This window comes from Pasteurella bettyae CCUG 2042 (assembly GCF_000262245.1).
Classification (GTDB): domain Bacteria; phylum Pseudomonadota; class Gammaproteobacteria; order Enterobacterales; family Pasteurellaceae; genus Basfia; species Basfia bettyae.
This window is the reverse complement of the sequence record NZ_AJSX01000030.1, coordinates 77,223-104,125: the sequence shown is the minus strand read 5'-3', so window position 1 is coordinate 104,125 and position 26,903 is coordinate 77,223. Positions and strand designations below refer to the sequence as shown.

Here is a 26,903-nt window from a genome sequence, read left to right as displayed (position 1 = left end):
GGTCTCCAACGCTTACACATCTCTTTTCAAAACTCCCCCCACCTATCTAACTGCGATTACTTCAATAATTTGATTTAAATCAATTTTTATTTCTTCGCACCATATCCGCGCTTATCTATAATTCTTGTTTTATAACTATGACAATCACGGCATAAAGGCTGATGATTGTTTATATCCCAAAAGCGCGGATCTGCTTGTCCATTCTCTACAGGTTGAATATGGTCGATAACTGTTGCGGGCGTATATTTGCCTTTCTCTAAACACATCACACATAACGGATTATGCTTTAGATATTCAGTTCTATACTTACGCCATTTTTGATCGTAGCCACGCTTGCTACTGCTTTCCCTTGTGTCTTTCGGTTTATGTTCTTCACATCGTCCAGACTTAACACGATTTCTACAGTTAGGATAGGTACAACGTCTTAAAGGTTGAGCTGGCATAATTCACCACCTAATAAACGCACGGTTCTCTATATACTTCCCATAATGCTGAAATAGTCATTGGGGCTGGCTTAAGATTAGCTAAATCTGTCACGGCTTCACGGTTAGCATATAAGTAAGCGATATACATCAAGCAACCGACTTTAATCGCTTGATTGAATACGATTGTTTTTTCTGTGTCACTATCTCCGAAAGTTTTCCCGATATGCTTTTGAGCAACTTCAATCGCTGCCACTATGTAGCCATTTAGTAGCGTATCATCTAAGTTATGGTCGATACTTAATTGCGCTTTAACTTCACCTAGTTCAATTAAATTAGAAATAAGCATTTAGAGAATTCTCCTTACACATTAACTGAAGTTCTTTGTGTTCTTCTTTACTGTCAATTACAGCATTAATTTCTAACAATCGTTCACCATACTTAACCCGCATTCTTCGGTTAATATTAGGTAAATAACGAATTCTTATTCGAATAATATCTTCACCTAATTGAAACGGGCCGCTAAAATATTCTCGCCCTTGTATTGGTTCTACACTTGCGTGAACAGTAGCAACATCTTCCCATTCAGTTTTTCTAGTTTCACCATAATTACGGGCTTTTTCTTTTTCTTTATTTCTTCGCTGAATTGTGATTACCTTGTTATATTTCCCCGCCTTAATCATTACCGCCATCGCTCGCCCCTGTATCTTGTTTCACTTCTACGGTTTGTTTCCATGCTTGGCTAAATTCATCACCACCAACATAAGGCGGTAAGCCTTCATGGCGGCGAACTTCATTCGGGCACATTACACCGGCTTTAATTGCCACATCGTAACTCTTGAAGCGCTCACTTTGACTGGTGCGCAATAAGTCGCTTGTATCAAATTCGATTAAGTAACGTTTATTGGTGTTGCTACCTAAATCAATCATCAAGGCATCTTTGAGTTGTTGCTCAAAGTTAGTAAGCCAAGGGCGCAAGGTTTGAGAAAGAAATGCGCGGCTTGCCTCACTGAAATTCGCATAGCTACTATTCGAATAATCTTGTAAGAAAATCGGGCTAATATTGTAGATTCGGGCTATATCGGAAATGGTAAACGTGCGACTAGCTAACCATTCAGCATCTTGGTTTGTCATGCCTAATTGTTTATATTCCATTGAGCCTTCAAGAATAGGCGTTTTACCCGCATTCTTTGCCCCCTTATAACGTTCAAGGGCTTTGACGGCTTTCTGTGCTTTCGCATCATCTAACCATTCTGCTGTTGAAATAAGCCCGCTTGCCATCAATCCGTTTTTCATAATGGCTGCACCATGGCGTTGCTGGGCTAAACCTAATCCCACCGTTTCACGGCAAACTGTTATCGGAGAACGCCCCATAAATCCATCAACAGAACTATGGCGTAAATGTAAAACTTCGTCTTGTAGATAGTTTTTCGTTTTGCCGTCTAAATCAGTAATCTGATAAATATATTCACCGGTTACTTTACGGAAGATATTTACCGCACTGGGTTGATAGGGAGTAAGGCTTATTGGTTCGCCCTTGTTATTCCACTCAATCACGGCATAAGCGTTACCATTTAGCAAACAATGGCGCATCATCGTATTTTTGAATTGATACGGTGTTTGGCTGCGGTTTGGCATTTCATTGAGAAGATATTCAACAGGATGACGATAGATTCTTTCTCGTCCATCTTCTTTTAGTGCGTATAGATAACAAGGCATTGATGCGACCGCCTCTGAAATGACGGTAACGGCATTCATCACGGCAGGTAACGATTCTGCAGTTTGTGGGCTGACAAATTCGCCCGCACCTGTATTGTTTATGCCCATGTAAGATAAAAGCTCTTCTATTGTGGTTGGCTCGCTACGTTGCTCTTTTCGTCTAAAAGGATTCCACATATTAAGACTCCATCACATCAAGCCACTGTTTCAAAAGTGCGGTAGAATGTTCTTGTGTTTTTTCTTTTGCTGCAATCATCGAACGCTTAGCAATTTCTACGCTACTTTCAGGATAGGCGGGAATGCTTGTTACTGTAACCTCAAAGAGTTCGGCTTTTTGTACAGTTCGTTGGCAAGGCTCTACATCAAAATCCCATTCTTCTTGACTGGCTCTAAATCCAAAGGACATGCCTGTAATATCACCACGCGAGACGCTAACTAATAAATCTTTCCCAATAGTTGTATTAGGCGGGGTGAGTTCAAAGCGTAAGCCGATTGAATCTTCTTCTAGTTTTAATGTTCCCGCACTAGTGCGACCGAGTAACTTGGTGTAGTCGTGTTCAAAGAGTGCGCGAACATCTTCGCCACTGGCTAAACTTTCACTGAATGCCTTAGGCGCAAAGGATTCTACAAAATCACAGTAAAGCACTTCTGAAGGGCTGTTCCATTTCACAACATAACCCGTTAATTTCTGATCGTCCGCGATGATTTCTGATGAACGAATTTCAAATTTCTGCTGATTCATTTTCTTTCTTGTATCCTTTAACAAAAAAGGGGCTTAATGCCCCTTATGAATTGTTGATTAAGCTAACGTCTCAATAAATTTGATTGCGTTACTATCCACCACGCCACCGCCTAAATATTTATCGGTGTGAACTTTATAGAAACCTGGTTCTGTAATGTTATCAGGTCGAGTGCGAACGCCTGTTTCATGATCAACAATGAAATAACCGCGCTTGAAGTCACCAAAGGCTAAAACGGGTTTATTCGCGCCACTTGCTGGCAATGTTTCAAGGAAGTGAACGGGACGACCTAAAAGCGTAGCGGGTGCATCTGCAGTTAAACCATCACGCCAAATAAAATCACCGTTTTTATTTTTCAATTTTTGTAACATTGCAGCGATTGTAGAAGACATCACCCACACTGCATTTTTACGATATTTTGAGTGCAGCATATAGAACAAGTCGATCAAATTATCTGCAGTGATTTTGTCCGCGCTTGCCACTTCCATTTTTTGAAGTTGTCCGAATGTACGGGTTTTATCGCCATCAGTTGAACGGGTATAAGCAAGTAAACCTTTTGATTTTTTATCGCCATCACCTAACGTTAAATCGCTTTCTTCGGTTTCAGTGAATGATTCACTGATTTCATCAGTTAACCAGCCTAAAACATCAATAGAAGAAAAATCTAAGATTTCTTGCGTGGTTTTCGGATAAGCATAGATTGAATTTAATGCAATGGTTACTTCATGCAGTTTAGGGGTTGCTGTGCCGTTGCGTGCTGTGCCCTCGGTGCTATGTTCAACGGTTGCACCGCCAGCAGATACTAATTTTTTGTATTCTTTCGCACCGATAGGCAAGCGAACGACATTACAAAGCTGGCGCATGACGCTATCATCTGTTAAGCGTTTCATGACCTCTTTGTCTAATTGAGGGATAACAGAATAGCCGCCATCTTCACCGTTAGCCGTCGTTAAATTGCGAAGTTCACCAGTTTTAATGTAATGGCGCAATTCATCATTTGAAAATTGTTTCGTGCTGCGGGTTTCTAATGGGTTAGATTGCGCACCAAGATTACGTTCTTCATCTGCTACGGTTTCGTATTTACTGATTTCATCACTCAATTGTTTCACTAAATCTTTCAATTTATCAAAATCTACTGATTCAGTTTCATCCAATGAACGATTTTCTTTTTCTGCTTTATCAAGCATTGCACGCATTTCTGCGACTTTTTCTGCCTTTTGTTGGCGTAACTCGATTAATTTTTTAAACATAAATTTGTCCTTTAACTCATCTTAATTAAGACGGCTACAAGTAGCCCATATCACAATATAAGCACATAAAATTTAAAGTAAATACCTTAAATTTTAATAGCTTAGATACGTTTAGTTATGATAAGTAAGCAAAGTTTGATTGATTATTTTTTGATCAGCAACCATACAAAAGGACAGTAAAAATTTATTTTCTGAAAGGGTGAAGAGTGGTGAAGAGTTGGTGAATAGTTGTTTTTAACTCTTCACCCTATAACTTATTGATATATAATTATTTTTTAGAAAAGGTGAAGAGATGAAGAGTTAAATAGAAAAAAAATTTATTATAGGCATATTTTGTTATTTTCATAAAATGAAATTAATTGTTACACATTTAGTTACACGCTATAACAGAAGATATTAAATAATCATTTAATTTCAATAAGTTATTTAATCAGATCGCTTCTCGCCCAGGCACCAATGATATGTTTCAATAACATTTTAAAAAGATTCACAAGGCTAGAATTTATAAGGTTCTAGCCTTTTTCGTTGTTCCAATTAGCTCCATTCAATCCGTGCATTTTTATACTTGATAATGTACTTTATGGTAGTTTACTTTTTATTACTACCACACTTGTTCTAGAGTAAATAAAGATGTTTAAAGAATCACTAAAGCTCAATAAATGTATTTTCACTACTACTCTATGGCAAAACCTTACAAAAAAAAGTGCGGTATAAAAACCGCACTTTTTTTATTCAATATGGACTAAATAATTATTTCATATAACGTTTAAATACTAAGGTCGCATTCGTACCACCGAAACCAAAGCTATTTGACATTACTACTTGTAAGCCAGCATTTTCTTTCGTTTGAGTAACAATATTTACCCCTTCAGCTTGTTCATCTAATGTTTCGATATTAATACTTGGAGCAATAAAATCATTTTCTAACATAAGTAATGTGTAAATAGCTTCATGAGCACCAGCAGCACCTAAAGAATGACCAGTCATTGATTTAGTTGAAGAAATCGCAGGCACTTTATCACCGAATACAGCTTTAATTGCAGCTAATTCTTTTACATCACCTACTGGAGTTGATGTACCATGAACATTAATGTAATCAATTGGTGTATCAATATTAGCCATGGCTTGTTTCATACAACGTTCTGCACCTTCACCGCTTGGAGCTACCATATCATAACCATCTGAAGTTGCTCCGTAGCCAATCAGTTCAGCATAAATTTTTGCTCCACGAGCTAATGCATGTTCTAATTCTTCAACAACAACTACAGCACCACCACCTGCAATCACAAAACCATCACGATTTGCATCATATGCACGAGATGCTTTTTCTGGCGTATTGTTATATTTAGTTGAAAGGGCGCCCATTGCATCGAATTCAGTTGCACATTCCCAAGACAATTCTTCTGCACCACCTGCAAATACAATATCTTGTTTACCTAATTGAATTAATTCCCAAGCATGACCAATACAATGTGCTGATGTTGCACAAGCTGAACTCATTGAGTAGTTCACACCACGAATTTTAAACGGTGTTGCTAAACAAGCTGATGCACTTGATGCCATAGTTTTTGTCACTGCATAAGGGCCAATTGATTTGACACCACGCGGGCCACGTACCGCATCACAAGCCACTAATTGACTATGTGCTGATCCTGTACCCGCCCCAATAACTAAACCTGTACGATCATTAGAAACTTGATCTTCAGATAAATTAGCGTCTTCAATAGCTTCTTTCATTGCAAGATAAGCATAAGAAGCTGCATCTCCCATAAAACGATAAACTTTACGGTCGATGTGTTCTGCTGGATTGATTTTGATTGTACCTGCGATATGGCTACGCATACCCATTTCAACAAAGCTTGGTACAGTTTCAATACCTGATTTACCTGCTTTTAAAGAAGCTAAAACTTCTTCTTTGTTGTTACCTATACTTGAAATTACACCGAAACCAGTAATAACTGCTCTTTTCATTATTTTTTCCTTATCGTTTTAAGTGAAACTTTTCAATCATTTCAACTTACATTTGTTAGCTGAAAGCTAATTTACTATGAAAATAAAATATTGCAAGTGTTAATTTTAACATACGACCAGTAGGGAAACATTCCTTTTTGGAATAAATTTATAATTAAGCGTATGATATAAAACTAAATAACAAAAATACAAAGGAAATAATCAAATATGCTAAAAGTTAGCCCTGCCAGTATTCATTTTAATCAAGATAACACTCCTGTTTCTGAACAATTTGATGATATTTACTTTTCAACTCAAGATGGGCTTGCTGAAAGTCGTTATGTATTTCAGGAAGGCAATCAACTATGGGAACGTTGGAAAGCCTATCAAGGGCAACATTTTGTTATTGCAGAAACAGGTTTTGGCACTGGTTTAAATTTTTTTGCAGTAACCACATTATTTAGACAATTTCGTGAACAGTACCCTCATAGTTCACTAACTCGCTTATTTTTTATTTCCTTTGAAAAATTTCCTATTAATTTAGCAGAATTAAAATTAGCACATCAAGCTTATCCAGAATTTCAATCTATTGCAGAACAGCTACAACGGCTGTGGCTTGAACCTATTGTGGGTTGCTATCGTTTTCATTTCGAAGAAACGACTTTAGATCTTTGGTTTGGCGATATTGCTGATAACTTACCTCAATTAGGCGATTATATGATTGAGAAAATTGATGCTTGGTTCTTAGATGGTTTTGCACCTAGCAAAAATCCAGAAATGTGGAATGAAAATTTATATCAACATATTTCTCGATACACAAAATTATCTGGTACATTTGCTACTTTTACGGCAGCAAGCGCTGTAAAAAAAGGATTAGAATCTGTTGGTTTCAACATTACCAAAAGAAAAGGGTTTGGAAAAAAACGGGAATGTATTCATGGAATTAAAGTTAATAATAATATTTCTATTAATCATGAAAAACGATTTTCTGATGAAACACATTTTATTCAACATTCACCAGAGTACTTAACAAAAATCCATCAACCGTGGAACTATTCTCAATCAGCCGACTTACCTCAAAAAGCCAATATTGCGATTATTGGTGGCGGAATTTCTTCATTATTTACCGCACTTTCACTTATGCGGAGAGGTGCGCAAGTCACAGTCTATTGTGAAGATCAACAAATGGCACTAAATGCCTCAGGTAATAAACAAGGTGCCTTCTATCCTCAACTTAGTGATGATGATCTTCATAACATCCGCTTTTATATTCACGCCTTTGCTTATGGTCAGCAACAATTGCAATGGGCTATTCAACAAGGCATTGCGTTTGAGCACGAGTTCTGTGGTGTTGCACTCTGTGCTTATGATGAGAAAAGTGCGGTGAAATTAGCAAAAATTTCAAGCTACGATTGGCCGCTCAGTTTATATCAAACCTTAACTCAACAAGCACTTAGTGAAAAAGTGGGATTGGCACTGCCTTGTGGTGGTGGATTTATTCCCAAAGGTGCTTGGCTTGCGCCTCGCCAATTTGTGCAAAATAGCTTTGCTTTTGCCCAAAAGTACGGTCTGATTTTAAAAAATTCTGAAAAAATCACCGCACTTTCTCAACATAATTCAGGTTGGATATTAATTGATGAACAAGCTCAACAATTTCATCATGACTTGGTCATTATTGCCAATGGTCATAAACTTAATCAGTTTGAACAAACATCCCATATTCCTGTATATTCAGTACGTGGTCAGGTGAGCCAAATTCCTACATCAGAAAAACTATTAAAATTGAAATCTGTAGTTTGCTACGATGGCTATCTTACCCCTGCTGATGCGGCTAAACAATATCATTGCATTGGGGCAAGCCATGTACGAGATTGTGAAGATCGAGAATTCAGCCATCAAGAACAACAAGATAACCAATTGAAGATTCAACATAACCTTGGATTAGATTGGACAAAGGATGTAGATACTAGTGATAATTTGGCTCGTATAGGCGTACGTTGCGCTGTGCGTGATCGTATTCCGATGGTAGGAAATGTGCCTAATTTTGAGCAACAAGCAGAAGAATATAAAAATATCTTTAATTTACGCCGTCGTAAACAAGCTATTCCAAATGCTGCAAATTATAATAACCTTTATTTGGTGGGTGCGTTAGGCTCTCGAGGTCTTACTTCTGCTCCAATTTTAGGGGAAACATTAGCCTCATTAATTTATGCCGAACCTTTACCACTTAGCGAAGATATTATTCATGCACTTAATCCGAATAGAAGTTGGATGCGAAAGTTATTAAAAGGAACAGCTATTAAATAATCACTTATTTACTCAATAATACACACTTTCGAACATCTCTAACACCGAAAAAGTGCGGTGAGTTTTTCAAAAATTTCTGCCTAATTAGAGAGGAATGTGCCTATTTTAGCCATTAATAGAAAAAATAAAGGACGCATATTGCGTCCTTTTCTATATTTGTCTCAATATGACTATTTACCAATAACTTCTAGTCCACCCATATAAGGACGTAATACCTCTGGTACTGTTACTGATCCATCTTCATTTTGATAGTTTTCTAATACTGCAACTAATGTACGACCTACAGCTAAACCAGAACCATTTAAGGTGTGTACTAATGTAGTTTTCTTATCGCCTTTTGCTTTATAACGAGCTTGCATACGACGAGCTTGGAAATCCCACATATTTGAGCAAGAAGAAATTTCACGGTAAGTATTTTGTGCTGGTACCCAAACTTCTAAGTCATAAGTTTTACAAGAACCAAAGCCCATATCACCTGTACATAATAAAACTTTACGATATGGCAAACCTAAAAGTTGTAGAACTTTTTCTGCATGACCCGTTAATTCTTCCAATGCTTCCATAGATTTTTCAGGTTCAACAATTTGAACTAATTCTACTTTATCAAATTGATGCATACGAATTAAGCCACGTGTATCACGTCCATAAGAACCTGCCTCTGAACGAAAACAAGGCGTATGTGCAGTCATTCGAATCGGCAAGTCTTCTGCATTTACAATTTCACTACGAACTAAGTTTGTCACTGGTACTTCTGCCGTTGGAATTAATGCGTAAGGTACTTCCCCTTCTAATGGCTTAGTATGGAAAAGATCCTCACCAAATTTTGGCAATTGTCCTGTACCATATAAAGTGTCATGGTTGACTAAATAAGGCACATAAGTTTCTGTATAACCATGTTTTTCTGTATGTAAATCCAACATAAATTGAGATAATGCACGGTGCATTTTAGCAACCTGACCTTTCATTACGGCAAAACGTGCACCACTTAATTTAGCACCAGCTGCAAAATCTAAACCGCCATTGATACCTTCACCTAAAGTCACGTGATCTTTAATTTCAAAATCAAATGTACGAGGTGTACCCCAACGTGAAATTTCTTTATTTTCAGTATCATCTTTACCTAAAGGGACTTCATCTGCTGGTAAATTAGGAATAGTTAAAGAAATTTCATTTAATTGATTAAGTACAGCATCCAATTGAGCTTTCAAGTTACTTAACTCTTCTCCCATGTGCTCAACATCAGCTAATAAGGATTCAATGTTTTCACCACGTGCTTTTGCTGCACCAATTGCTTTGGAACGTGAATTACGTTCTGCTTGTAAAGTTTCAGTTTTCACTTGCAATGCTTTACGTTCTTCTTCTAATTCAGCTAATTTTGCTGTATCTAAAATAAAGTTGCGTTTTAATTTTAATGTTTCTGCAACTTCTGTAAGATTATTACGAAGTAAATTCGGGTCGATCATATTGGTACCTATTTTGTATTTATCAAGTAAGATTTCTAGTATTCTATCTCTATTTAAAAGAAAAATACAGTATCAACAAGTGCTTATAATTCTCTTTAGAAACTATTTATAGCGTTGCTTATTACTCTGCTTATTTTGTGCTTTTAACCAATCTAATTTTTCTTTAATTTTTATTTCCATTCCACGATCAGTAGGTTCATATAAGATAGTATCTTTCAGCTCAATAGGAAAATAATTTTCTCCCGCGGCATAAGCATTTGGTTCATCATGAGCATAACGATATTCTGTGCCATAACCTAAATTTTCCATTAAATTGGTTGGTGCATTACGTAAATGAAGTGGCACATCAAAATCAGCACTCTCTTTTGCAAGTTGTTTGGCTTGATTAAATGCTCGATATACAGCGTTACTTTTGGGAGCAACCGCTAAATACACAATAGCTTGTGCAATTGCTCGTTCACCCTCAGCTGCACCGACACGGGTAAAACAATCCCAAGCAGCAATAGCGACTTGCATTGCTCGAGGATCAGCATTACCCACATCTTCAGAGGCAATCGCTAATAAACGGCGTGCTACATACAAAGGATCACCGCCAGCAGTAATAATCCGTGCATACCAATATAAAGCTGCATCAGGTGCTGAACCTCGAATAGATTTATGTACTGCAGAAATGAGATCATAGAAGCGATCGCCTTGCTTATCAAAACGTGCTTGCCGTTCTCCAAGAACTTCAGTTAACAAAGTGTGGTCGATTTTTTTACCATTTTCTGTTTCATCAGCCATATCGACCATTAATTCTAGGCAGTTTAATGATAAACGAGCATCGCCATGCACATAATCTGCCAAAACTTCGAGAATTCCCTCTTCTAAATTCAGTTTTTGATTGCCTAAACCACGTTCTTTATTATTTAAAGCTTGTTTTAAAACCTGAACAACATCTTCTGTTGTTAATGATTTTAAAATATAAACTCGAGCACGGGAGAGCAACGCACTATTTAATTCAAAAGACGGGTTTTCTGTAGTTGCACCAATAAAAATAATCGTACCATCTTCAATATGTGGTAAAAAAGCATCTTGCTGACTTTTATTAAAACGATGAACTTCATCTACAAATAAAATAGTGCGCCGATCGGCTAAACGATTTTGTTTGGCTCGCTCAATAGCTTCTCTAATTTCTTTAATTCCGCTAGTTACCGCAGAAATACGTTCTACTTCAGCATTGATTCGATGAGCAATAATTTCAGCTAACGTGGTTTTCCCTGTGCCTGGAGGCCCCCAGAAAATCATCGAATGGGCATGCCCTGCCTCAATCGCTTTACGTAAAGGTTTACCAACACCAAGTAAATGTTGCTGACCACAGTATTCATCTAAATTGGTCGGACGCATTCTGGCAGCAAGGGGTTTAAAATCATTTTCTGTAAAATCGAAACTAAAATTAGACATAGAAATTACCTGAAGCAAGCAAATTTAAATAGTTAAAAAAATGGTGGGCCTACTTGCCCACCTTTAGTTTAGTATAACTTAATTATTTTTTCTTTTTACGTTGATCATCAAATTCTGCACCTTTAGGCACTGAGAATTGGAATAAACTATCTGCTAATGGATTATTTGTAATATTACGTAAGATATAAAGATTTGATTGACCATCTTTTTCAATAGTACTAAAACCTTTTAACACACCATTACTATCAATCCGAATATCAAATTGTTTGATATTACTGTTTTTCGCTTTTGGTTTTAATACGAAAGTATCCGCATTTTGTTGAACTGTATATTGATTCCAGTTAGCTTTATCATCACTAGTTAATAATACAAAGGGAGTATTATTTACCGCATCTTTCACCCAATTTGCGGTTACTTGATCTACGAAAGGATCATAAAACCATAATGTTTTGCCATCAGAAATAATCTGAGTTTCTTGCGGTGCTTTATTATCCATGCGAAATAAATTAGGACGTTTGATCTGTAATTTACCACTTCCATTTTGAACATTTTTCCCATTTGCAGAACTGACATTCTGAGTAAAATCGGCACTAAAGTAATTGACTTGAGCTAAACGCTGTTGTAATTCATTTGTTGCATCAGCCCAAACTAGAGAACTGCATGAAACCGCTAAAAGTGCGGTCATTTTTAGCATAAATTTTTTCATTTACTTTCCTTTTCTTATCAAAAGTGAAATTAATATTCTTGATTGTTACGAACCAAAATTTCACGTTTACCATTTCGCATTTCCGATACAATACCTTGCTCTTCAAGCTGATCCATAATACGAGCTGCACGATTAAATCCAACACGGAAACGACGTTGAATTGAAGAGGTTGATGTTGTACCAGTACGGCTAACAAATTCCACCACTTCATCAAATAAGTCATCTAATTCATCAGGATTTCCATCTCCACCTAACTCATCATCAACAGAATCTTCATCAGAACTTTCAAGAATTGCTGAAATATAGTTCGGTTTACCTCGAGCACGCCAATCATCTGCGACTCGAACGACTTCATCATCTGACATATAAGCGCCATGAACACGAATTAAATCTGTAGTTCCGTTACCTAAATATAACATATCACCACGACCTAATAAGGCTTCAGCACCATTTTGATCTAAGATAGTACGAGAGTCATTACGTTGCACAACAGTGAACGCAATACGACTTGGAATGTTTGACTTAATCAATCCGGTAATCACATCTACAGAAGGACGTTGTGTTGCTAAAATCACGTGAATGCCCACTGCTCGTGCTTTTTGCGTTAAACGAGCTATTAATTCTTCAATTTGTTTACCCGCAACCATCATTAAGTCAGCGAACTCATCTACAATTAAAACAATATAACTCAATTTTTCTAATATAGGTGCAGTAGCATCCATTGAATCACCAGGTCTCCATAAAGGATCTGGCACCACAAGGTTTTCGGCTCGATATTCATCGAGGCGTTCATTAAAGCCTTCAATATTACGAACACGTAATTTTGCTAATAATTGATAGCGACGTTCCATTTCATCTACACACCAACGCAGAGCATTCGCCGCTTTTTTCATATCCGTCACGACTTCCGTTAACAAATGAGGAATATCATTATAAACCGACAATTCCACCACTTTAGGATCAATCATAATAAATTTTACTTGTTCAGGTTTTACCTTATACAATAAGCTAAGAATCATGGTATTAATCCCTACCGATTTACCTGACCCAGTGGAACCCGCAACTAATAAATGAGGGGTTTTAGCTAAATCAATAATAATAGGTTTACCACTGATATCCTTACCTAATGCCATCGGCAATAGTGCTTTAGTATAACGGAACTCATCACTATCTAACACTTCGCGTAATGATACAATTTGACGAAGAGCGTTTGGCGTTTCAATACCGATATAAGGCTTACCTGGAATAGTTTCTGCCACACGAATAGATTTAAACATTAATGCACGAGCTAAGTCCGTATCAATACTGGTTACTTTAGATGCTTTTACACCAGGTTGTAATTCCAGTTCATAGCGGGTGACAACAGGACCAACCAATACATCTTTAACTACAGCTTTCACATTAAAATTACGAAGTTGCTGTTCAATACGTTGTGAAGTTTCTTGAATTTCTTGTTCAGTGGCTTCTTGAACACGTGTAGCTCGATAATCTAATAAGTCTAAACTTGGCAACTCAGTTGTTGGTTTTACTACTGTCTTATTATTACCAAAAAGCTCCATTACTTTATCAATAGGTAATGTACGTAAACCATTATTATTTTCTACTTCAGGTTCTGGTGCTAAGTCTAATTGAGGTTGTAAACTCACTGTCGAATTAGCAAGCTCGTTAATTAAAGGTTCAGGAATATCTGCAACACCTAAAACTTGCGCTTTTTCTAAACGAATACGTTCACGTTCTGCTTCTTGTTGAGCAAACTGTGTAGCAAGCTCACTGGTATCAAATTCAGTTGAAATGTCAATTTCTGAAATATTCGATGCTGCAGAATGCGCCTCTGCCGTTCCCTCGCCTATAGGTGATAACGGACGAACTGGTGTCAAACTAACTTCAGGAATATGTACTTGAGCAAAATTTTCATTTTCAGATAATTCTTCTTCAGATAAAACTACCGAACTTCTAGCTGGATCTAAAAACTCAGGAGATTGATAATCTTGAGGCATCATATTATCTTGTTCTAAAGAAGAAATTCTTACCTCAGGTAAATCATTATTTTCATCTACTGCATATTGACCAAAACTCTCAGGTTTAAGCTGATCTTGAGGAAGCATTAAAACATTTTGATGAGATGAAAGCCCGACAATATTTATTGAGGATGGTTTTTCATCAAGATTATTGACATGCGGTTGCAATTCTTGCTGGGCATGTATCATGGCTCGCTCTTCATCAATCTCCGTTTCAATCCATTCTTCAATATTTTCATTTTCAACTATCTCGGGTTGTTTTTCTTCATTTTTTTCGGTTAACCAATTGTAGAAACGTACCAGTAAACGAATTAGTGAAGCCCCTGAACAGAAAATAAATCCAATCACAGAAAATACGAAAGCAAAACAAAGTAGCCCAAATTTACCCAATAAAGGATAAAAAGCTTTCACTATAGTTGCACCTAAAACACCACCAGCAAGATGATAACTGGTATTATTTAAACTTAATGAGGCTAATGCAGTCAGCCCACAAATTAATACGATAAAACCAAACATACGTAAACTAAAGCGAGTCCAAGTCAAACTATCAACACGTTTAGTACGAATAAAATAAATAGGTGCAATTAATAGTAGAAAAGGTAATAAATGCCCAACATAACCAAAAAAGACAAAGAAAAGATCGACCATCCAAGCGCCAAACTTACCAGCCTTATTAATAATTTCAGTTTGATAACTTGAAACAGACCAAGTGCTATCAATAGGACTATAACTTGACCAGGCAATAATAAGATAAAAGCCTAAAAGTGCGGTCAATCCAAACAAGATTTCCACAAGATAATGTTTTGGCGTAAAGCCAACTGAAAATTTTTTTATCATGTCTATTTATTATTTTAATTGTAAAAAATTAGTTTGTTTCACTTCTTCCATTACTACATAAGTACGGGTGTCATTTACTCCAGGTAAACGCAATAAGGTGGTTCCTAATAATTTACGATATTCCGCCATATCCGCTACACGAGTTTTGAGCAAATAATCAAAGTCTCCAGAGACAAGGTGACATTCTTGAATTTCCTCAAGAGCCTGTACCGCAGCATTAAATTCTTCAAAAACGTCTGGTTTACCACGAACAAGGGTAATTTCAACAATAACCAATAATGGAGAATTTAAGAGTTCAGGGTTTAATAATGCTTTATAGCCCATAATTACGCCCTGCTTTTCAAGCCGTTTAACACGCTCTAAACAAGGTGTTGGAGATAATCCAACTTTTTTAGACAAGTCAATATTAGAAATTTTGCCATTACGTTGGAGTTCGTTAAGGATTTTAATATCAATAGCATCAAAGCCTTTAGGCAATTTTTTATCCATAAAATTCACCATCATTGTAGAAATAGAAGATTAATTTAATTTTACACTATTTTTTAGTCAGTTATATGTTTTTTTACGCCTAACATCCCGATAAACAATGATAATTTTCTATATTTCTTATAATTCTCAAATTTATCTCTAAAAATCACCTGTTTTTTGTATATTAGTTTTTTAGGGAAAGCGTATTATTACTTACAAATTTTTAACAATTAGAACAGATTAAAAATCATGAGTAATCCTTTTACAGCAAAATGGTCTACTAATGGCAATACATTATGTTTAGGGCATTGGCTGATTAATTTTAACAATCAACCAATTAATCTTCCTCAAGAACGAGCAGAAAAAGATATGGGAACAAGAGGGATCTATAATTTTATCGATCCTGAAGATGAACTCTATTTGGAAGGATTAGCTGAAGATGATTGGATTTTGGCAAATATCGATTGGTTAACTGACGTCTTCATTGAGAATAATATTCCCATTGAAGAAGAAAATATGCGTCTATTCTATCAAGCTGTCAATAAAGCTGATTGGCGTTGTGGTAGCTGCGGTGGATGTATCTAATCAAAAGTGCGGTAGAATTTTTAAAAATTTCACCGCACATTGATTTTTATCATGACTAATCCAAACTATCTAAAATATCCAATGCATCTGATAATTTCTTTACGGTAAAAACTTTCATATTTTCTACCGCACTTTTGGGCTTATTTCCATAAGGAACAATAGCTCGTTTAAAGCCATGTTTTGCCGCCTCAGAAATTCGTTCCTGACCACTTGGTACAGGTCGAATTTCACCCGCTAATCCAACTTCACCAAAAACCACCAGATCTTGTGGTAGTGCGCGATTACGAAAGCTAGAGATCAAAGCTAATAATAAGGCTAAATCTGCACTGGTTTCTGTCACTTTCACCCCACCAACGACATTCACAAAGACATCTTGATCTGACATTTGTAACCCACCATGGCGGTGTAAAACGGCAAGCAATAAAGCTAAACGATTTTGCTCTAAACCTACAGCAACACGACGAGGATTCGCTAGCATTGAATGATCCACTAAAGCTTGAATCTCTACTAATAATGGTCGAGTCCCTTCCCAGAGCACCATCACGGAACTACCAGGGGTTTGTTCTTCACCTCGACTTAAAAAGATTGCAGAAGGATTTTTCACTTCCCGCAAGCCTTGTTCAGTCATGCCAAATACCCCAAGTTCATTGACAGCACCAAAACGATTTTTATGGCTGCGTAAGGTTCGAAAGCGAGAATCTGACTCACCTTCTAATAATAAGGAACAATCAATAGCATGCTCTAACACTTTAGGACCAGCTAAAGTGCCATCTTTAGTCACATGCCCCACCATAATGATAGCTGTTTGACGAGTTTTCGCATAACGAGTTAAAAAAGAGGCACATTCTCGCACTTGTGCCACACTACCAGGTGAAGATTGGATATCCGCAAGATGCATCACTTGAATTGAATCAATAACAATAATTTGCGGTTTAAGTTGATCCGCTAAATGACAAATTTGTTCCACGGAGGTTTCTGATAACATTTTAAGTTGAGCGGTAGGAAGCCCTAAACGATTTGCACGCATCGCAACCTGTTGTAATGATTCTTCTCCTGTTACATAAAGTGCGGTCATATTTTTTGCTAAACCACACATTACTTGTAACAATAAGGTACTTTTACCTGCTCCTGGATGACCACCAATAAGAATCGCACTACCAGGAACGATACCGCCACCGAGTACACGATCTAATTCTTTAAAACCACTAGAAAAACGAGGCGTTTCCTGCAAACTAATTTCTGCTAGGGTCTGAATTTTAGCTTGCGTTTCACCTGCATAACCGCTAAACCGATCATTACGGTTTGGTGCTTGTTTTGCAGAGACTAAGCGAATTTCACTAATAGTATTCCAAGCTTTACAAGCGGAACACTGACCTTGCCAACGGGAATATTCTGCACCACAGTCATTACATACATAAGCAGTTTTGGGAGCTTTAGCCATGGACTATCCTAATCAAGAGTTAAACGAATTAAATTAATCATACGACGTACATATTCGCCTCTATGCAGCAAAGCGTTGAGCTTTTGCATAGATTGTAAATTATCTTTGGTTTCGCTATGAAAACGAATTAAATTACGAATTTGTTCATAAAGATAAGTATTACTTTCGGCAAGTTCAGCAAGGATTGATTCATCGATATTCGCTTTTCCATTTATTAAATGATTAAACAATGAAGTCTGTTCGGCATAATGATGATATAAATTAAAAAATGAACCGATACGTTCTACAGTTTTAATAAAATCTAAAGCAAAATATTCAGGTTTAAGTGCTACGGTTTCTTCAATTAATTGTTGTTCATGATTAAATAACATGGCTAACTCATTTGTTGCAGACATACCCGAAGCTTCTAATTTTAAAATATCACGCCATTGTTCCAACCAATTAACAAGCTTAATAGAAGATGGATTGGCTAATTGATAACCACGTTTAGCTTTACTTGCTGAACTTAAGCGAATACCATCAGTTAAGCTTAAACCACTTACCAACGTTAATAATTCTGAAATATCACCATGTTTAAGCTCAAATTCAACTTCCGAAATTGCTTCAATCTTTTTACCCGCTTTAATTTCGCCTAGATCTAAAGCAATCTCCACTTCTGAATTATGTCCGCATTCTACTAACCAAAATTGTCGTTCAAAATCCGTACTAAAAATAGGCTGAACTTGAAGATCTTTAGGTAAATCAGATAATTCATCACAACATGCTGATAATTTTGTTAAATCTGGCTGCATTGAGTCTAATTCAATATTATACTCAGGACGAATATGTAATCCCCCTGTGACTTTACCATCAGTTTTTAAAGTCATGGTAAATTTATCATCTTCAGTACGAACACGTAATCCCATTTTTCGCTGAGCAAAGTAACGATCGGAACTATCATAATAGCAATTACCTAAAAAAACTTTTTTATGCTCAATGATATGAAAATTAGTAATTTCTTGAGCAAAAACTTCTGCAAATTGCTGATTCACTGCCAATTTAAGTTCTATTTCATTACTCATATAAAAATCCTTGATTATCAATTTGTTAATCTATTGTATTGATTAACTTAGCATATATTCTTAACAGATTATAAATCTTTTTTAATTTAAACCGTGAATTTTTACCTAACATAGGGTAATATGCTGAAAATTTTAATCAACAACTGATTTTTTTCGGAGTTAATTTATGGCAATAAACAATATCTTAGGATTATTTGCACATTCGCCTTTAAAACCTCTACAACGACATTCAGATAAAGTCACGGAAGCTTGTAGCCTATTAGTCCCATTCGTTGAAGCTGTTTTTGAAAGCGATTGGAAACTAGCAGAACAAATTCGTTTACAAATTTCAGAAACGGAACGTCAAGCTGATGCAATAAAACGTGAAATTCGTTTGAAACTTCCCCGTGGTCTATTTTTACCAATTGATCGTCGTGATTTACTTGAATTAGTCACACAACAAGACAAATTAGCAAACTATGCAAAGGATATTGCAGGGCGACTAATTGGTCGTCAATTTACTATTCCACCAGCATTACAAACTGAGTTTATGAAATTTGTTTGCCGTAGCTTAGATGCAACAGTTCAAGCCCATAGAGTTATTGAAGAAATGGATTCTCTGTTAGAAACTGGATTTAAAGGGCGTGAATTAATCTTAGTAAATAATATGATTACTGAATTAGATCAAATTGAGGACGATACAGATCAAATACAAATAAAATTACGCTTAATGCTACGCCAAATTGAAGGGCAATATAATCCAATTGATGTGATGTCCTTATATAAAATTTTTGAATGGATTGGCGTCTTGGCTGACCAAGCCCAACGAGTAGGCTCCCGTATTGAGTTAATGCTTGCTCGTTCATAATAACTATAACATAGGGAATTTACTATGGAATTATTACAAAATTACGGCACAATACTTATCGTAATTACTGCTGTTTTCGCCTTTTTCATGGCTTTTGGAGTGGGTGCTAACGATGTTTCAAATGCAATGGGAACTTCTGTTGGCTCGGGGACAATTACAGCTAAACAAGCAATTATTATTGCTTTAATTTTCGAAGCTTCTGGTGCTTATCTCGCTGGTGGAGAAGTAACTGAAACAATAAAAAGTGGAATTATTAATCCAACTGACTTTATTACTGAACCCGAAACATTAGTATTCGGCATGATGGCTTCTCTGTTTGCTTCTGGTTGTTGGCTACTTATTGCCTCTCGTTGGGGGTGGCCAGTATCAACTACCCATTCTATCGTGGGCGCTATTATTGGTTTTGCTTGCATTACAGCAGGTGGTGGTGCTGTAAAATGGGGAGCAATTACAGGTATTGTAGGAAGTTGGTTTATTACCCCTTTTATCGCAGGTATTCTTGCCTATCTCATTTTCTACATTACTCAAAAACTGATCTTTGATACAGAATCTCCATTACGTAACGCTCAAAAATATGGTCCTTATTTTATGGGATTAACTGTATTTATTGTAGCAATTGTGACTGTATCTAAAGGGTTAAAACACGTTGGATTAAACTTAACCTTACAACAAACTCTCGCCATTTCCTTAACTTTAAGCATAATTTCAGGCATTATCAGCCATTTCTATTTTCGCAGTAAAAACTTTATTAACAAAGTGCGCAAAGGTGCTTTTGGTGGTGTAGAACATATATTTAGCATTTTAATGTTAATGACAGCTTGTGCTATGGCATTTGCTCATGGTTCAAATGACGTAGCAAATGCAATTGGTCCTCTAGCCTCAGTGGTTACGATTATAGAAAATGGTGGTAATATTTCTGCTGTTACACCTAATGCATGGTGGGTACTGCCTTTAGGAGCCGCTGGTATAGCATTGGGCTTAATTGTAATGGGTTATAAAGTGATGGCGACTATTGGTACAGGTATCACCGATTTAACACCTAGCCGTGGGTTTGCCGCACAATTTGCCACAGCTGCAACTGTTGTGGTAGCATCAGGTACAGGTCTGCCAATATCAACAACTCAAACACTAGTCGGTGCTGTTTTAGGTATTGGATTTGCACGAGGTATCGCTGCTCTAAACCTAAATGTTATTCGCAATATCGTTGTTTCTTGGGTAGTCACCTTGCCTGCAGGAGCATTCTTTGCAATTATCATATACTATTGTTTAGATGCAATTTTTAGATAGCTATCAAATATATTAAAAAGTGCGGTAATTATTCCGCACTTTATCGTTATCTCAGGATAGTTTTATTTATAATATTTTGTTACATAAAATAATTATTTTTCAATGACATTCAAGGTTTCAATTATGCAAAAATTTATTAATATCATCCTTTCAAGCACAATTCTTGGATTATCCATCCAAGTTGTTCATGCTGAAACACAGTATGTAACAGAAAACTTAAATACTTATTTACGTAAAGGTGCGGGTGATAATTTCAAAATTGCAGGTGCTATTCAAGCTGGCGAAGCCGTTACGGTATTAGATCGCAAAGAAAAATATACCTTGATTAGAGATGGAAAAAATCGTGAAGCATGGATTTTAAATTCAGAATTAACCAATACGCCAAGTAGCAAAGAAGAAACCCCTCGTTTAAAAGCACAGGTACAAGAATTAACCACTAAACTAAATCGTTTAGATACAGACTGGCAACAACGAACAACAGAAATGCAACGTCGTGCTAAAGATGCCGATCAAAAAAGTAGCCAATTATTAGAAGAAAATTCACAGCTTAAACGTGAATTAGAAATAACTAAAAATAAAAATCGTGATTTAGAGGCAATGCTGGATGCTGGCAAACGTGAAATTGCAATTCAATGGTTTATTTACGGTGGTTCTGTATTAGGTGTAGGTTTATTACTTGGCTTAATTATTCCACTCATTTTACCTAAACGTCGTCGTAACAGCGGCTGGGCATAATAAATAAAAAGGTGGATTAATCCGCCTTTTTATGTCATAGAACAGGTGTATTCAATATGCAAATCTACCTCGTCGGTGGTGCTATCCGTGATCAGCTTCTCAATCTTCCCGTCAAAGATCGAGATTGGGTTGTTGTAGGCTCAACACCAGAGCAACTTATTGCTAAAGGCTATCAGCAAGTGGGTAGAGACTTTCCTGTTTTTCTCAATCCGCAAACAAAAGAAGAATATGCTCTTGCTCGTACAGAAAGAAAATCAGGTGCAGGTTATACAGGCTTTATTTGTGATTTTTCTCCTGATATTACCTTAGAGCAAGATCTTATTCGTCGTGATCTTACTATCAATGCTATCGCTCAAGATAACACTGGTAAACTTTATGATCCTTATGGTGGAATTTCTGATTTAAACAACCGCACTTTACGTCATATTTCCCCTGCTTTTGCTGAAGATCCTTTACGAGTATTACGTGTCGCAAGATTTGCTGCTCGTTATCATCAATTAGGTTTTACCATTGCAAATGAAACCTTTGAATTAATGCAACAAATTACTCAAGCGGGTGAATTACAACACCTTACCACTGAACGAGTTTGGCTCGAAACCGAAAAAGCATTAAGTGAAAAAAATCCTGAAGTCTATTTTGAAACCTTACGTAAAGTAGGCGCATTAGCTTTTTTGTTGCCTGAAATAGATGCCTTGTCTGGCATACCTAATCCCGCACAATATCATCCAGAAATAGATAGTTTTGTACATACAATGCTAGTATTGCAACAGGCCGTACAACTCACAGAAAATTCTCATTTTAATAAAACTGCGGTACGCTTTGCTGCAATTTGCCATGATTTAGGTAAAGCATTAACGCCTAAAGATATTTTACCTCGCCATTATCAGCACGAACAAAGAGGTATTCTGCCGACAAAAAATTTATGTAATCGTTTAAAAGTTCCGACCTATTATAAAGAACTGGCTGAATTCTGTTGCGAATACCACTCTCATATTCACAAAATTTTTGAATTGAAGCCAACAACAGTCATGAAATTATTTAATCGATTAGATATTTGGCGTAAACCACAACGATTCCAAGAATTAATACTAGTCTGTATTGCTGATACACGTGGTAGAACAGGCTTTGAGCAGCAAACTTACCCTCAACAAGATTACATTTGGGCACTTTATCAAGCGGCATTAATGGTGCAGGTTCAACAAGTTATTGATGATGGTTTTGAAAAACAAGGAATCAGAGAGGAATTAAACAAACGTAGAACATTAGCAATCAAAGCTAAAAAAGCAGAAATTCTAGCGCAATTTGTTCCTTCTTAATTTGCAAAATTTTTACAAAACTAACCGCACTTTAACAACAATGCTTTACTAATTCTGTATAAATTCGTACAATATCCTTGTTTTTAAAGATGAACAATCTAATCCCAATAATCCATTTAAACTGATGAGTTAAAAACCCATCTCATTGATATGAAAAACTTAAAATCTTTTCTTACTGTTCTCTTTGTTAGTACATTTTTAAGTGCGTGTTCATCACTTGATATTCGTGATACACGCCCAACTGATGTCAAAACTATTGATAAATCAGATGCGCAATGGCAACAACATCTAAAACAAATTAAACAGATCCAACATTATAGTAACCAAGGTCAAATTGGCTATATTAGTAATAAAGAACGTTTTTCTAGTCGTTTTGAATGGAATTATAATAGTGCCACCAATTACACCTTAAAACTCTATTCCACCGTGAGTTCCAGTAGCCTATTAATGCAAATGCATAAAACTGGAATGACAATTTCTGATAATAAAGGTCATCAACGTTCTGAGGCTGATGCGAAAATGTTAGTACGTGAAATCGTAGGAATGGATGTTCCCCTCGAACAATTTGCTTACTGGTTAAAAGGGCAACCCGATGAAAAAGCCAATTATCAAGTAGGTGAAAACCATTATTTAGCAAGTTTTACTTATCCTGTTGATGGAACCCTTTGGACTGCGGATTATTTAAATTATCACGCAGATCAGACACCAGCATTACCTAAAGATATCTTGCTTAAAAATGACAACCAAACTTTAAAAATTCGCGTAGATAATTGGAAATTCTAATCAATGAAAAATCATCAATTTTCTAGCGCACTTTCAACAGATTATAAGCAAGGGGAGGCTATCAGCTTCCCTTGCCCTGCAAAACTCAACTTATTCTTATATATTAATGGCCGTCGTGCTGATGGCTACCACGAATTACAAACGCTATTTCAATTTTTAGATTATGGTGATTGGTTAACTATCAAAGTCCGTCATAATGATGATCAAATATTACTAACTCCCACTATTCCAAATTTAAAAATACAAGATAATCTCATTTATCGAGCTGCCCGCTTATTACAACAAAAAACAAAATGTAAATTAGGTGCAGAAATGCATCTTGATAAAGTATTACCAATAGGTGGTGGTGTTGGTGGTGGCTCATCTAATGCGGCGACTACACTACTCGCTTTAAATTATCTTTGGAAAACTAATTTAACGATTGAAGAACTGGCAGAACTGGGGCTTCAACTTGGTGCAGATGTGCCTATATTTATACATGGCAAGGCCTCTTTTGCAGAAGGTGTTGGTGAAAAAATCACTTATTGTGAAGTTCCTGAAAAATGGTATTTAGTTATTAAACCCAATGTATCTATTTCGACCGCAAAAGTTTTCTCAGCACCAGAACTAACACGTGATACACCGAAAAAATCACTCCAACAGTTATTACAACAAGAATACAAAAACGACTGTGAAAGAATTGTAAGAAAACAATATCCAGAGGTTGAACAACTTCTCAACTGGTTGGTACAATATTCACCGTCAAGATTGACGGGGAGCGGTGCTTGCGTATTTGCTGAATTTGAAAACGAACAAGCGGCACAAGCGGTATTGAATTTAAAAGCAAAAGAATTTTCTGGTTTTGTTGCTAAAGGCTTAAACGTTTCTCCATTACACCAAATGCTGAAACAGCTATAATAACAAAACCGTAAATATTAATTTATTTCCTAAACCCTTAATTACAATCTAAAACCTGAGGTTATTAAAAATGCCTGACATTAAACTCTTTGCTGGTAATGCAACGCCAGAATTAGCAAAACGAATTTCAGAACGCCTATATATTTCTCTAGGCGATGCTACCGTAGGTCGTTTTAGCGATGGCGAAATTCAAGTTCAAATTAATGAAAATGTACGTGGTTGTGACGTATTTATCATTCAATCAACTTGTGCACCAACCAATGACAACCTAATGGAGTTGATTGTAATGGTTGATGCCTTACGCCGTGCTTCAGCAGGTCGTATTACGGCTGTCATTCCTTATTTTGGTTATGCTCGCCAAGACCGCCGTGTGCGTTCAGCTCGTGTTCCAATCACCGCAAAAGTTGTCGCTGACTTCTTATCAAGTGTTGGTGTTGACCGTGTATTAACATGCGACTTACATGCAGAACAAATTCAAGGTTTCTTCGATGTTCCAGTAGATAACGTGTTTGGTTCTCCTGTACTGCTAGATGATATTATGAAGAAAACCGATCTCGATAACCCAATTGTTGTTTCACCTGATATTGGTGGGGTTGTTCGTGCTCGTGCAGTTGCTAAATTATTAAATGATACTGATATGGCTATCATTGATAAACGCCGTCCTAAAGCGAATGTCTCTCAAGTTATGCATATTATTGGTGAAGTTGCAGATCGTGATTGTATCTTAGTTGATGATATGATCGATACGGGTGGTACTTTAGTAAAAGCCGCAGAAGCATTAAAAGAGCGTGGCGCAAAACGAGTATTTGCTTATGCAACTCACGCTGTATTCTCTGGTTCAGCATTACAAAATATTGCTAATCCTGCATTAGATGAAGTGGTTGTCACAGATACTATCCCACTCACAAAAGAAATTAAAGCATTAGGTAAAGTACGTACGCTAACCTTATCAGCTATGCTTGCTGAAGCAATCCGCCGCATCAGTAATGAAGAATCTATCTCTGCGATGTTTGAAGAATAATTGATTCGTTAACGCACTAAAAATAAAAAACCACAACCTAGATTGTGGTTTTTTATTTATCTCATACAAAACTTTAGAACTGAGAGTAGTTTTGAATAGGTGACATAAAAACTGCGGTATTTTTTTAGAAAATTTTATTATTTTGATTATCGAAAGAATAAGGAATCTCTCCTGAAATATTCTCATTTATAATCAATTTTTATGATAATTTATCAATCATTCCCACTATCATTTGTGAAGATTGTTTTGCTGCAATCGGAAGAAATTCTTCAAAGGACATACTTGCTTCTCCATCCCCCGCATCAGAAATTGCACGTACCACGAGGAAAGGAATATTAAATACATGACACACTTGCGCAATCGCTGCGGCTTCCATTTCTACTGCTGTAACTTGTGGAAAATCCGCTTGAATTTGAGCTAAAGATTCACTACCAGCAATAAAACTATCACCAGAACAAATCAATCCATGCTTTACATGGTGGCCTTGCTCTCGGGCTACTTGTTCTGCAAGTGCGGTAAGTTTTTTATCAGAAATAAAGGTTGCAGGACAAGCCGGAAGTTGACCTTTGACATATCCAAATGCAGTGACATCAGCATCATGATAAGCGGTTTCAGTGGAAATTACGATATCTCCTACTTTTAGTCCTTGTGCAACTCCACCTGCAGAACCAGTATTTAATATCATATCAGGTTTAGTAAGCTGAATTAACAGCGTTGTTCCTACTGCAGCCGCTACTTTACCAATCCCCGATTGAAGTAATGCAATTTGTTTACCATGAATACTACCTTCATAGATAGTACTACTTGCTATCTGTGTGATTTTTTTATCTTCCATTAAGTTGGCTAAAATTTCAACTTCCTGCGCCATGGCACCAACAATACCAATTTTCATAAAATTTCCTTATTGTAAATTTTCATTTTTAGATAATTTGCCTACTAAATAATCTAATACAGCAAAAGTATAATCATCATTATATAACGTACTATTAGTTAATACATATCGCCCTTGAATCACTACAAAAGGATAGGTAAATACGCCATATTTTTCTGTTCGATAGATAGCTTCATTCACCTGTTTTTGAATCTCTGTAGAATTATAAGTATCCATAAACGCTTGACCATCAACTTGTTGTTCTTGCAAATAAGCTACCAAATTGTCTAAATTTGTTAAGGCTTGATAACGTTCAGGATCTGCTGTTTCAAACAATAAGGCATCTGCAATATCGGAATGATTTAAACGTTTAAGGCTATAATAAACTCTTGCAGTATAGGGGGTTTCTTTCGTAGCAATAGGATGTTCAACAATGACTACTTTATTCGGATTAATACGGCTATAAAGTTCTAAAATATCTTGTGTATTAACACAAACACGGCAATCATAATCAAAAAAAGATTGAATCAAAATTTTGTGATCAATAGGATTTTCACCTTTAATCGGTGAATTATAAGAGAAATAATCTCGACCATCCTCAAATTGATTCTCAGCAACTCGAGTTTCAGCTACTGAGATATCTTGAGGCATACTTGGTGTGACCGAATTGTCTTGTGCAAAGACAGAATGAACACCTAATAGCATAGGTAGATAACGACAAATTTTCATTGATTAC

The 26,903-nt window shown here is 36.5% G+C and carries 25 protein-coding genes; 9 read left to right on the top strand and 16 right to left on the bottom strand.

Annotated elements, in window-relative coordinates; all coding sequences use genetic code 11:
* Positions 1 to 86 precede the first annotated feature (86 nt).
* The 7 genes from HMPREF1052_RS05705 to fabB all read right to left on the bottom strand — a co-directional run bounded on the left by HMPREF1052_RS05705 (position 87) and on the right by fabB (position 6,102).
* On the bottom strand, positions 87 to 443 hold the full coding sequence (locus HMPREF1052_RS05705; protein ID WP_005760597.1) for an HNH endonuclease signature motif containing protein: 357 nt from the start codon (positions 441 to 443) through the stop codon (positions 87 to 89).
* Between the two features lie 10 nt (positions 444 to 453).
* Positions 454 to 771 carry a head-tail connector protein gene (locus HMPREF1052_RS05700; protein ID WP_005760489.1) on the bottom strand — a complete coding sequence of 106 codons (318 nt, stop codon included), beginning with the start codon at positions 769 to 771 and terminating at the stop codon, positions 454 to 456.
* Positions 758 to 1,114, bottom strand: a complete 357-nt coding sequence (locus tag HMPREF1052_RS05695) for a phage head closure protein (protein WP_005760605.1) — start codon at positions 1,112 to 1,114, stop codon at positions 758 to 760. The genes HMPREF1052_RS05700 and HMPREF1052_RS05695 overlap by 14 nt, the downstream gene beginning before the upstream one ends.
* On the bottom strand, positions 1,098 to 2,318 hold the full coding sequence (locus tag HMPREF1052_RS05690) for a phage portal protein (RefSeq protein ID WP_005760445.1): 1,221 nt from the start codon (positions 2,316 to 2,318) through the stop codon (positions 1,098 to 1,100). Before HMPREF1052_RS05690 ends, HMPREF1052_RS05695 begins: the two co-directional genes overlap by 17 nt.
* Position 2,319: 1 nt before the next feature.
* On the bottom strand, positions 2,320 to 2,883 hold the full coding sequence (locus HMPREF1052_RS05685) for an HK97 family phage prohead protease (RefSeq protein ID WP_005760533.1): 564 nt from the start codon (positions 2,881 to 2,883) through the stop codon (positions 2,320 to 2,322).
* A 57-nt stretch (positions 2,884 to 2,940) separates the two neighbouring features.
* Positions 2,941 to 4,131, bottom strand: coding sequence for a phage major capsid protein (locus HMPREF1052_RS05680; protein WP_005760654.1), 1,191 nt, complete (start codon positions 4,129 to 4,131; stop codon positions 2,941 to 2,943).
* Between the two features lie 750 nt (positions 4,132 to 4,881).
* Complete coding sequence (fabB, locus tag HMPREF1052_RS05675) at positions 4,882 to 6,102, bottom strand: beta-ketoacyl-ACP synthase I (RefSeq protein ID WP_005760650.1); 1,221 nt, start codon at positions 6,100 to 6,102, stop codon at positions 4,882 to 4,884.
* Positions 6,103 to 6,309: 207 nt separating this feature from the next.
* On the opposite strand from fabB, the gene mnmC reads away from it, so the two are divergent.
* Positions 6,310 to 8,388, top strand: a complete 2,079-nt coding sequence (mnmC, locus tag HMPREF1052_RS05670; protein ID WP_005760623.1) for a bifunctional tRNA (5-methylaminomethyl-2-thiouridine)(34)-methyltransferase MnmD/FAD-dependent 5-carboxymethylaminomethyl-2-thiouridine(34) oxidoreductase MnmC — start codon at positions 6,310 to 6,312, stop codon at positions 8,386 to 8,388.
* Between the two features lie 170 nt (positions 8,389 to 8,558).
* Here the strand turns inward: mnmC and serS are convergent, their stop codons facing one another.
* The 5 genes from serS to lrp form a co-directional block, all read right to left on the bottom strand.
* Positions 8,559 to 9,851: a serine--tRNA ligase gene (gene serS / locus HMPREF1052_RS05665; protein ID WP_005760473.1), complete on the bottom strand. Its 1,293-nt coding sequence runs from the start codon at positions 9,849 to 9,851 to the stop codon at positions 8,559 to 8,561.
* A 102-nt stretch (positions 9,852 to 9,953) separates the two neighbouring features.
* Positions 9,954 to 11,294, bottom strand: coding sequence for a replication-associated recombination protein A (locus tag HMPREF1052_RS05660; protein WP_005760603.1), 1,341 nt, complete (start codon positions 11,292 to 11,294; stop codon positions 9,954 to 9,956).
* A gap of 82 nt (positions 11,295 to 11,376) precedes the next feature.
* Positions 11,377 to 12,000, bottom strand: a complete 624-nt coding sequence (lolA, locus tag HMPREF1052_RS05655; protein WP_005760530.1) for an outer membrane lipoprotein chaperone LolA — start codon at positions 11,998 to 12,000, stop codon at positions 11,377 to 11,379.
* Positions 12,001 to 12,029: 29 nt separating this feature from the next.
* Positions 12,030 to 14,855 (bottom strand): DNA translocase FtsK, encoded by a 2,826-nt coding sequence (locus tag HMPREF1052_RS05650; protein WP_005760536.1) that lies wholly within the window; start codon positions 14,853 to 14,855, stop codon positions 12,030 to 12,032.
* Positions 14,856 to 14,864: 9 nt separating this feature from the next.
* Complete coding sequence (lrp, locus tag HMPREF1052_RS05645; RefSeq protein ID WP_005760661.1) at positions 14,865 to 15,344, bottom strand: leucine-responsive transcriptional regulator Lrp; 480 nt, start codon at positions 15,342 to 15,344, stop codon at positions 14,865 to 14,867.
* A 228-nt stretch (positions 15,345 to 15,572) separates the two neighbouring features.
* On the opposite strand from lrp, the gene HMPREF1052_RS05640 reads away from it, so the two are divergent.
* Positions 15,573 to 15,908: a hypothetical protein gene (locus HMPREF1052_RS05640; protein ID WP_005760622.1), complete on the top strand. Its 336-nt coding sequence runs from the start codon at positions 15,573 to 15,575 to the stop codon at positions 15,906 to 15,908.
* 55 nt (positions 15,909 to 15,963) lie between these two features.
* Here HMPREF1052_RS05640 and radA read toward each other — a convergent pair whose 3' ends face one another.
* Complete coding sequence (gene radA, locus HMPREF1052_RS05635; protein ID WP_005760653.1) at positions 15,964 to 17,349, bottom strand: DNA repair protein RadA; 1,386 nt, start codon at positions 17,347 to 17,349, stop codon at positions 15,964 to 15,966.
* A gap of 8 nt (positions 17,350 to 17,357) precedes the next feature.
* A complete protein-coding gene (locus HMPREF1052_RS05630) occupies positions 17,358 to 18,410 on the bottom strand; it encodes a CYTH domain-containing protein (protein WP_005760481.1) in 1,053 nt (350 codons plus the stop codon).
* A gap of 166 nt (positions 18,411 to 18,576) precedes the next feature.
* On the opposite strand from HMPREF1052_RS05630, the gene HMPREF1052_RS05625 reads away from it, so the two are divergent.
* From HMPREF1052_RS05625 to HMPREF1052_RS05595, 7 genes are all read left to right on the top strand, one after another.
* A complete protein-coding gene (locus tag HMPREF1052_RS05625) occupies positions 18,577 to 19,257 on the top strand; it encodes a TIGR00153 family protein (RefSeq protein ID WP_005760588.1) in 681 nt (226 codons plus the stop codon).
* 24 nt (positions 19,258 to 19,281) lie between these two features.
* On the top strand, positions 19,282 to 20,544 hold the full coding sequence (locus HMPREF1052_RS05620) for an inorganic phosphate transporter (RefSeq protein ID WP_005760500.1): 1,263 nt from the start codon (positions 19,282 to 19,284) through the stop codon (positions 20,542 to 20,544).
* A gap of 123 nt (positions 20,545 to 20,667) precedes the next feature.
* Positions 20,668 to 21,279, top strand: coding sequence for a TIGR04211 family SH3 domain-containing protein (locus HMPREF1052_RS05615; protein ID WP_005760522.1), 612 nt, complete (start codon positions 20,668 to 20,670; stop codon positions 21,277 to 21,279).
* 56 nt (positions 21,280 to 21,335) lie between these two features.
* Positions 21,336 to 22,595, top strand: coding sequence for a multifunctional CCA addition/repair protein (locus HMPREF1052_RS05610; RefSeq protein ID WP_005760620.1), 1,260 nt, complete (start codon positions 21,336 to 21,338; stop codon positions 22,593 to 22,595).
* A 150-nt stretch (positions 22,596 to 22,745) separates the two neighbouring features.
* Complete coding sequence (gene lolB / locus HMPREF1052_RS05605; RefSeq protein ID WP_005760544.1) at positions 22,746 to 23,378, top strand: lipoprotein insertase outer membrane protein LolB; 633 nt, start codon at positions 22,746 to 22,748, stop codon at positions 23,376 to 23,378.
* Between the two features lie 3 nt (positions 23,379 to 23,381).
* Positions 23,382 to 24,275 (top strand): 4-(cytidine 5'-diphospho)-2-C-methyl-D-erythritol kinase, encoded by an 894-nt coding sequence (gene ispE / locus HMPREF1052_RS05600; RefSeq protein ID WP_005760612.1) that lies wholly within the window; start codon positions 23,382 to 23,384, stop codon positions 24,273 to 24,275.
* Positions 24,276 to 24,345: 70 nt separating this feature from the next.
* A complete protein-coding gene (locus HMPREF1052_RS05595) occupies positions 24,346 to 25,296 on the top strand; it encodes a ribose-phosphate pyrophosphokinase (protein ID WP_005760446.1) in 951 nt (316 codons plus the stop codon).
* Positions 25,297 to 25,495: 199 nt separating this feature from the next.
* Here the strand turns inward: HMPREF1052_RS05595 and HMPREF1052_RS05590 are convergent, their stop codons facing one another.
* Positions 25,496 to 26,188 (bottom strand): 5'-methylthioadenosine/adenosylhomocysteine nucleosidase, encoded by a 693-nt coding sequence (locus tag HMPREF1052_RS05590; protein WP_005760566.1) that lies wholly within the window; start codon positions 26,186 to 26,188, stop codon positions 25,496 to 25,498.
* A 9-nt stretch (positions 26,189 to 26,197) separates the two neighbouring features.
* On the bottom strand, positions 26,198 to 26,896 hold the full coding sequence (locus tag HMPREF1052_RS05585; protein ID WP_005760652.1) for a thiol:disulfide interchange protein DsbA/DsbL: 699 nt from the start codon (positions 26,894 to 26,896) through the stop codon (positions 26,198 to 26,200).
* Positions 26,897 to 26,903: the final 7 nt, after the last annotated feature.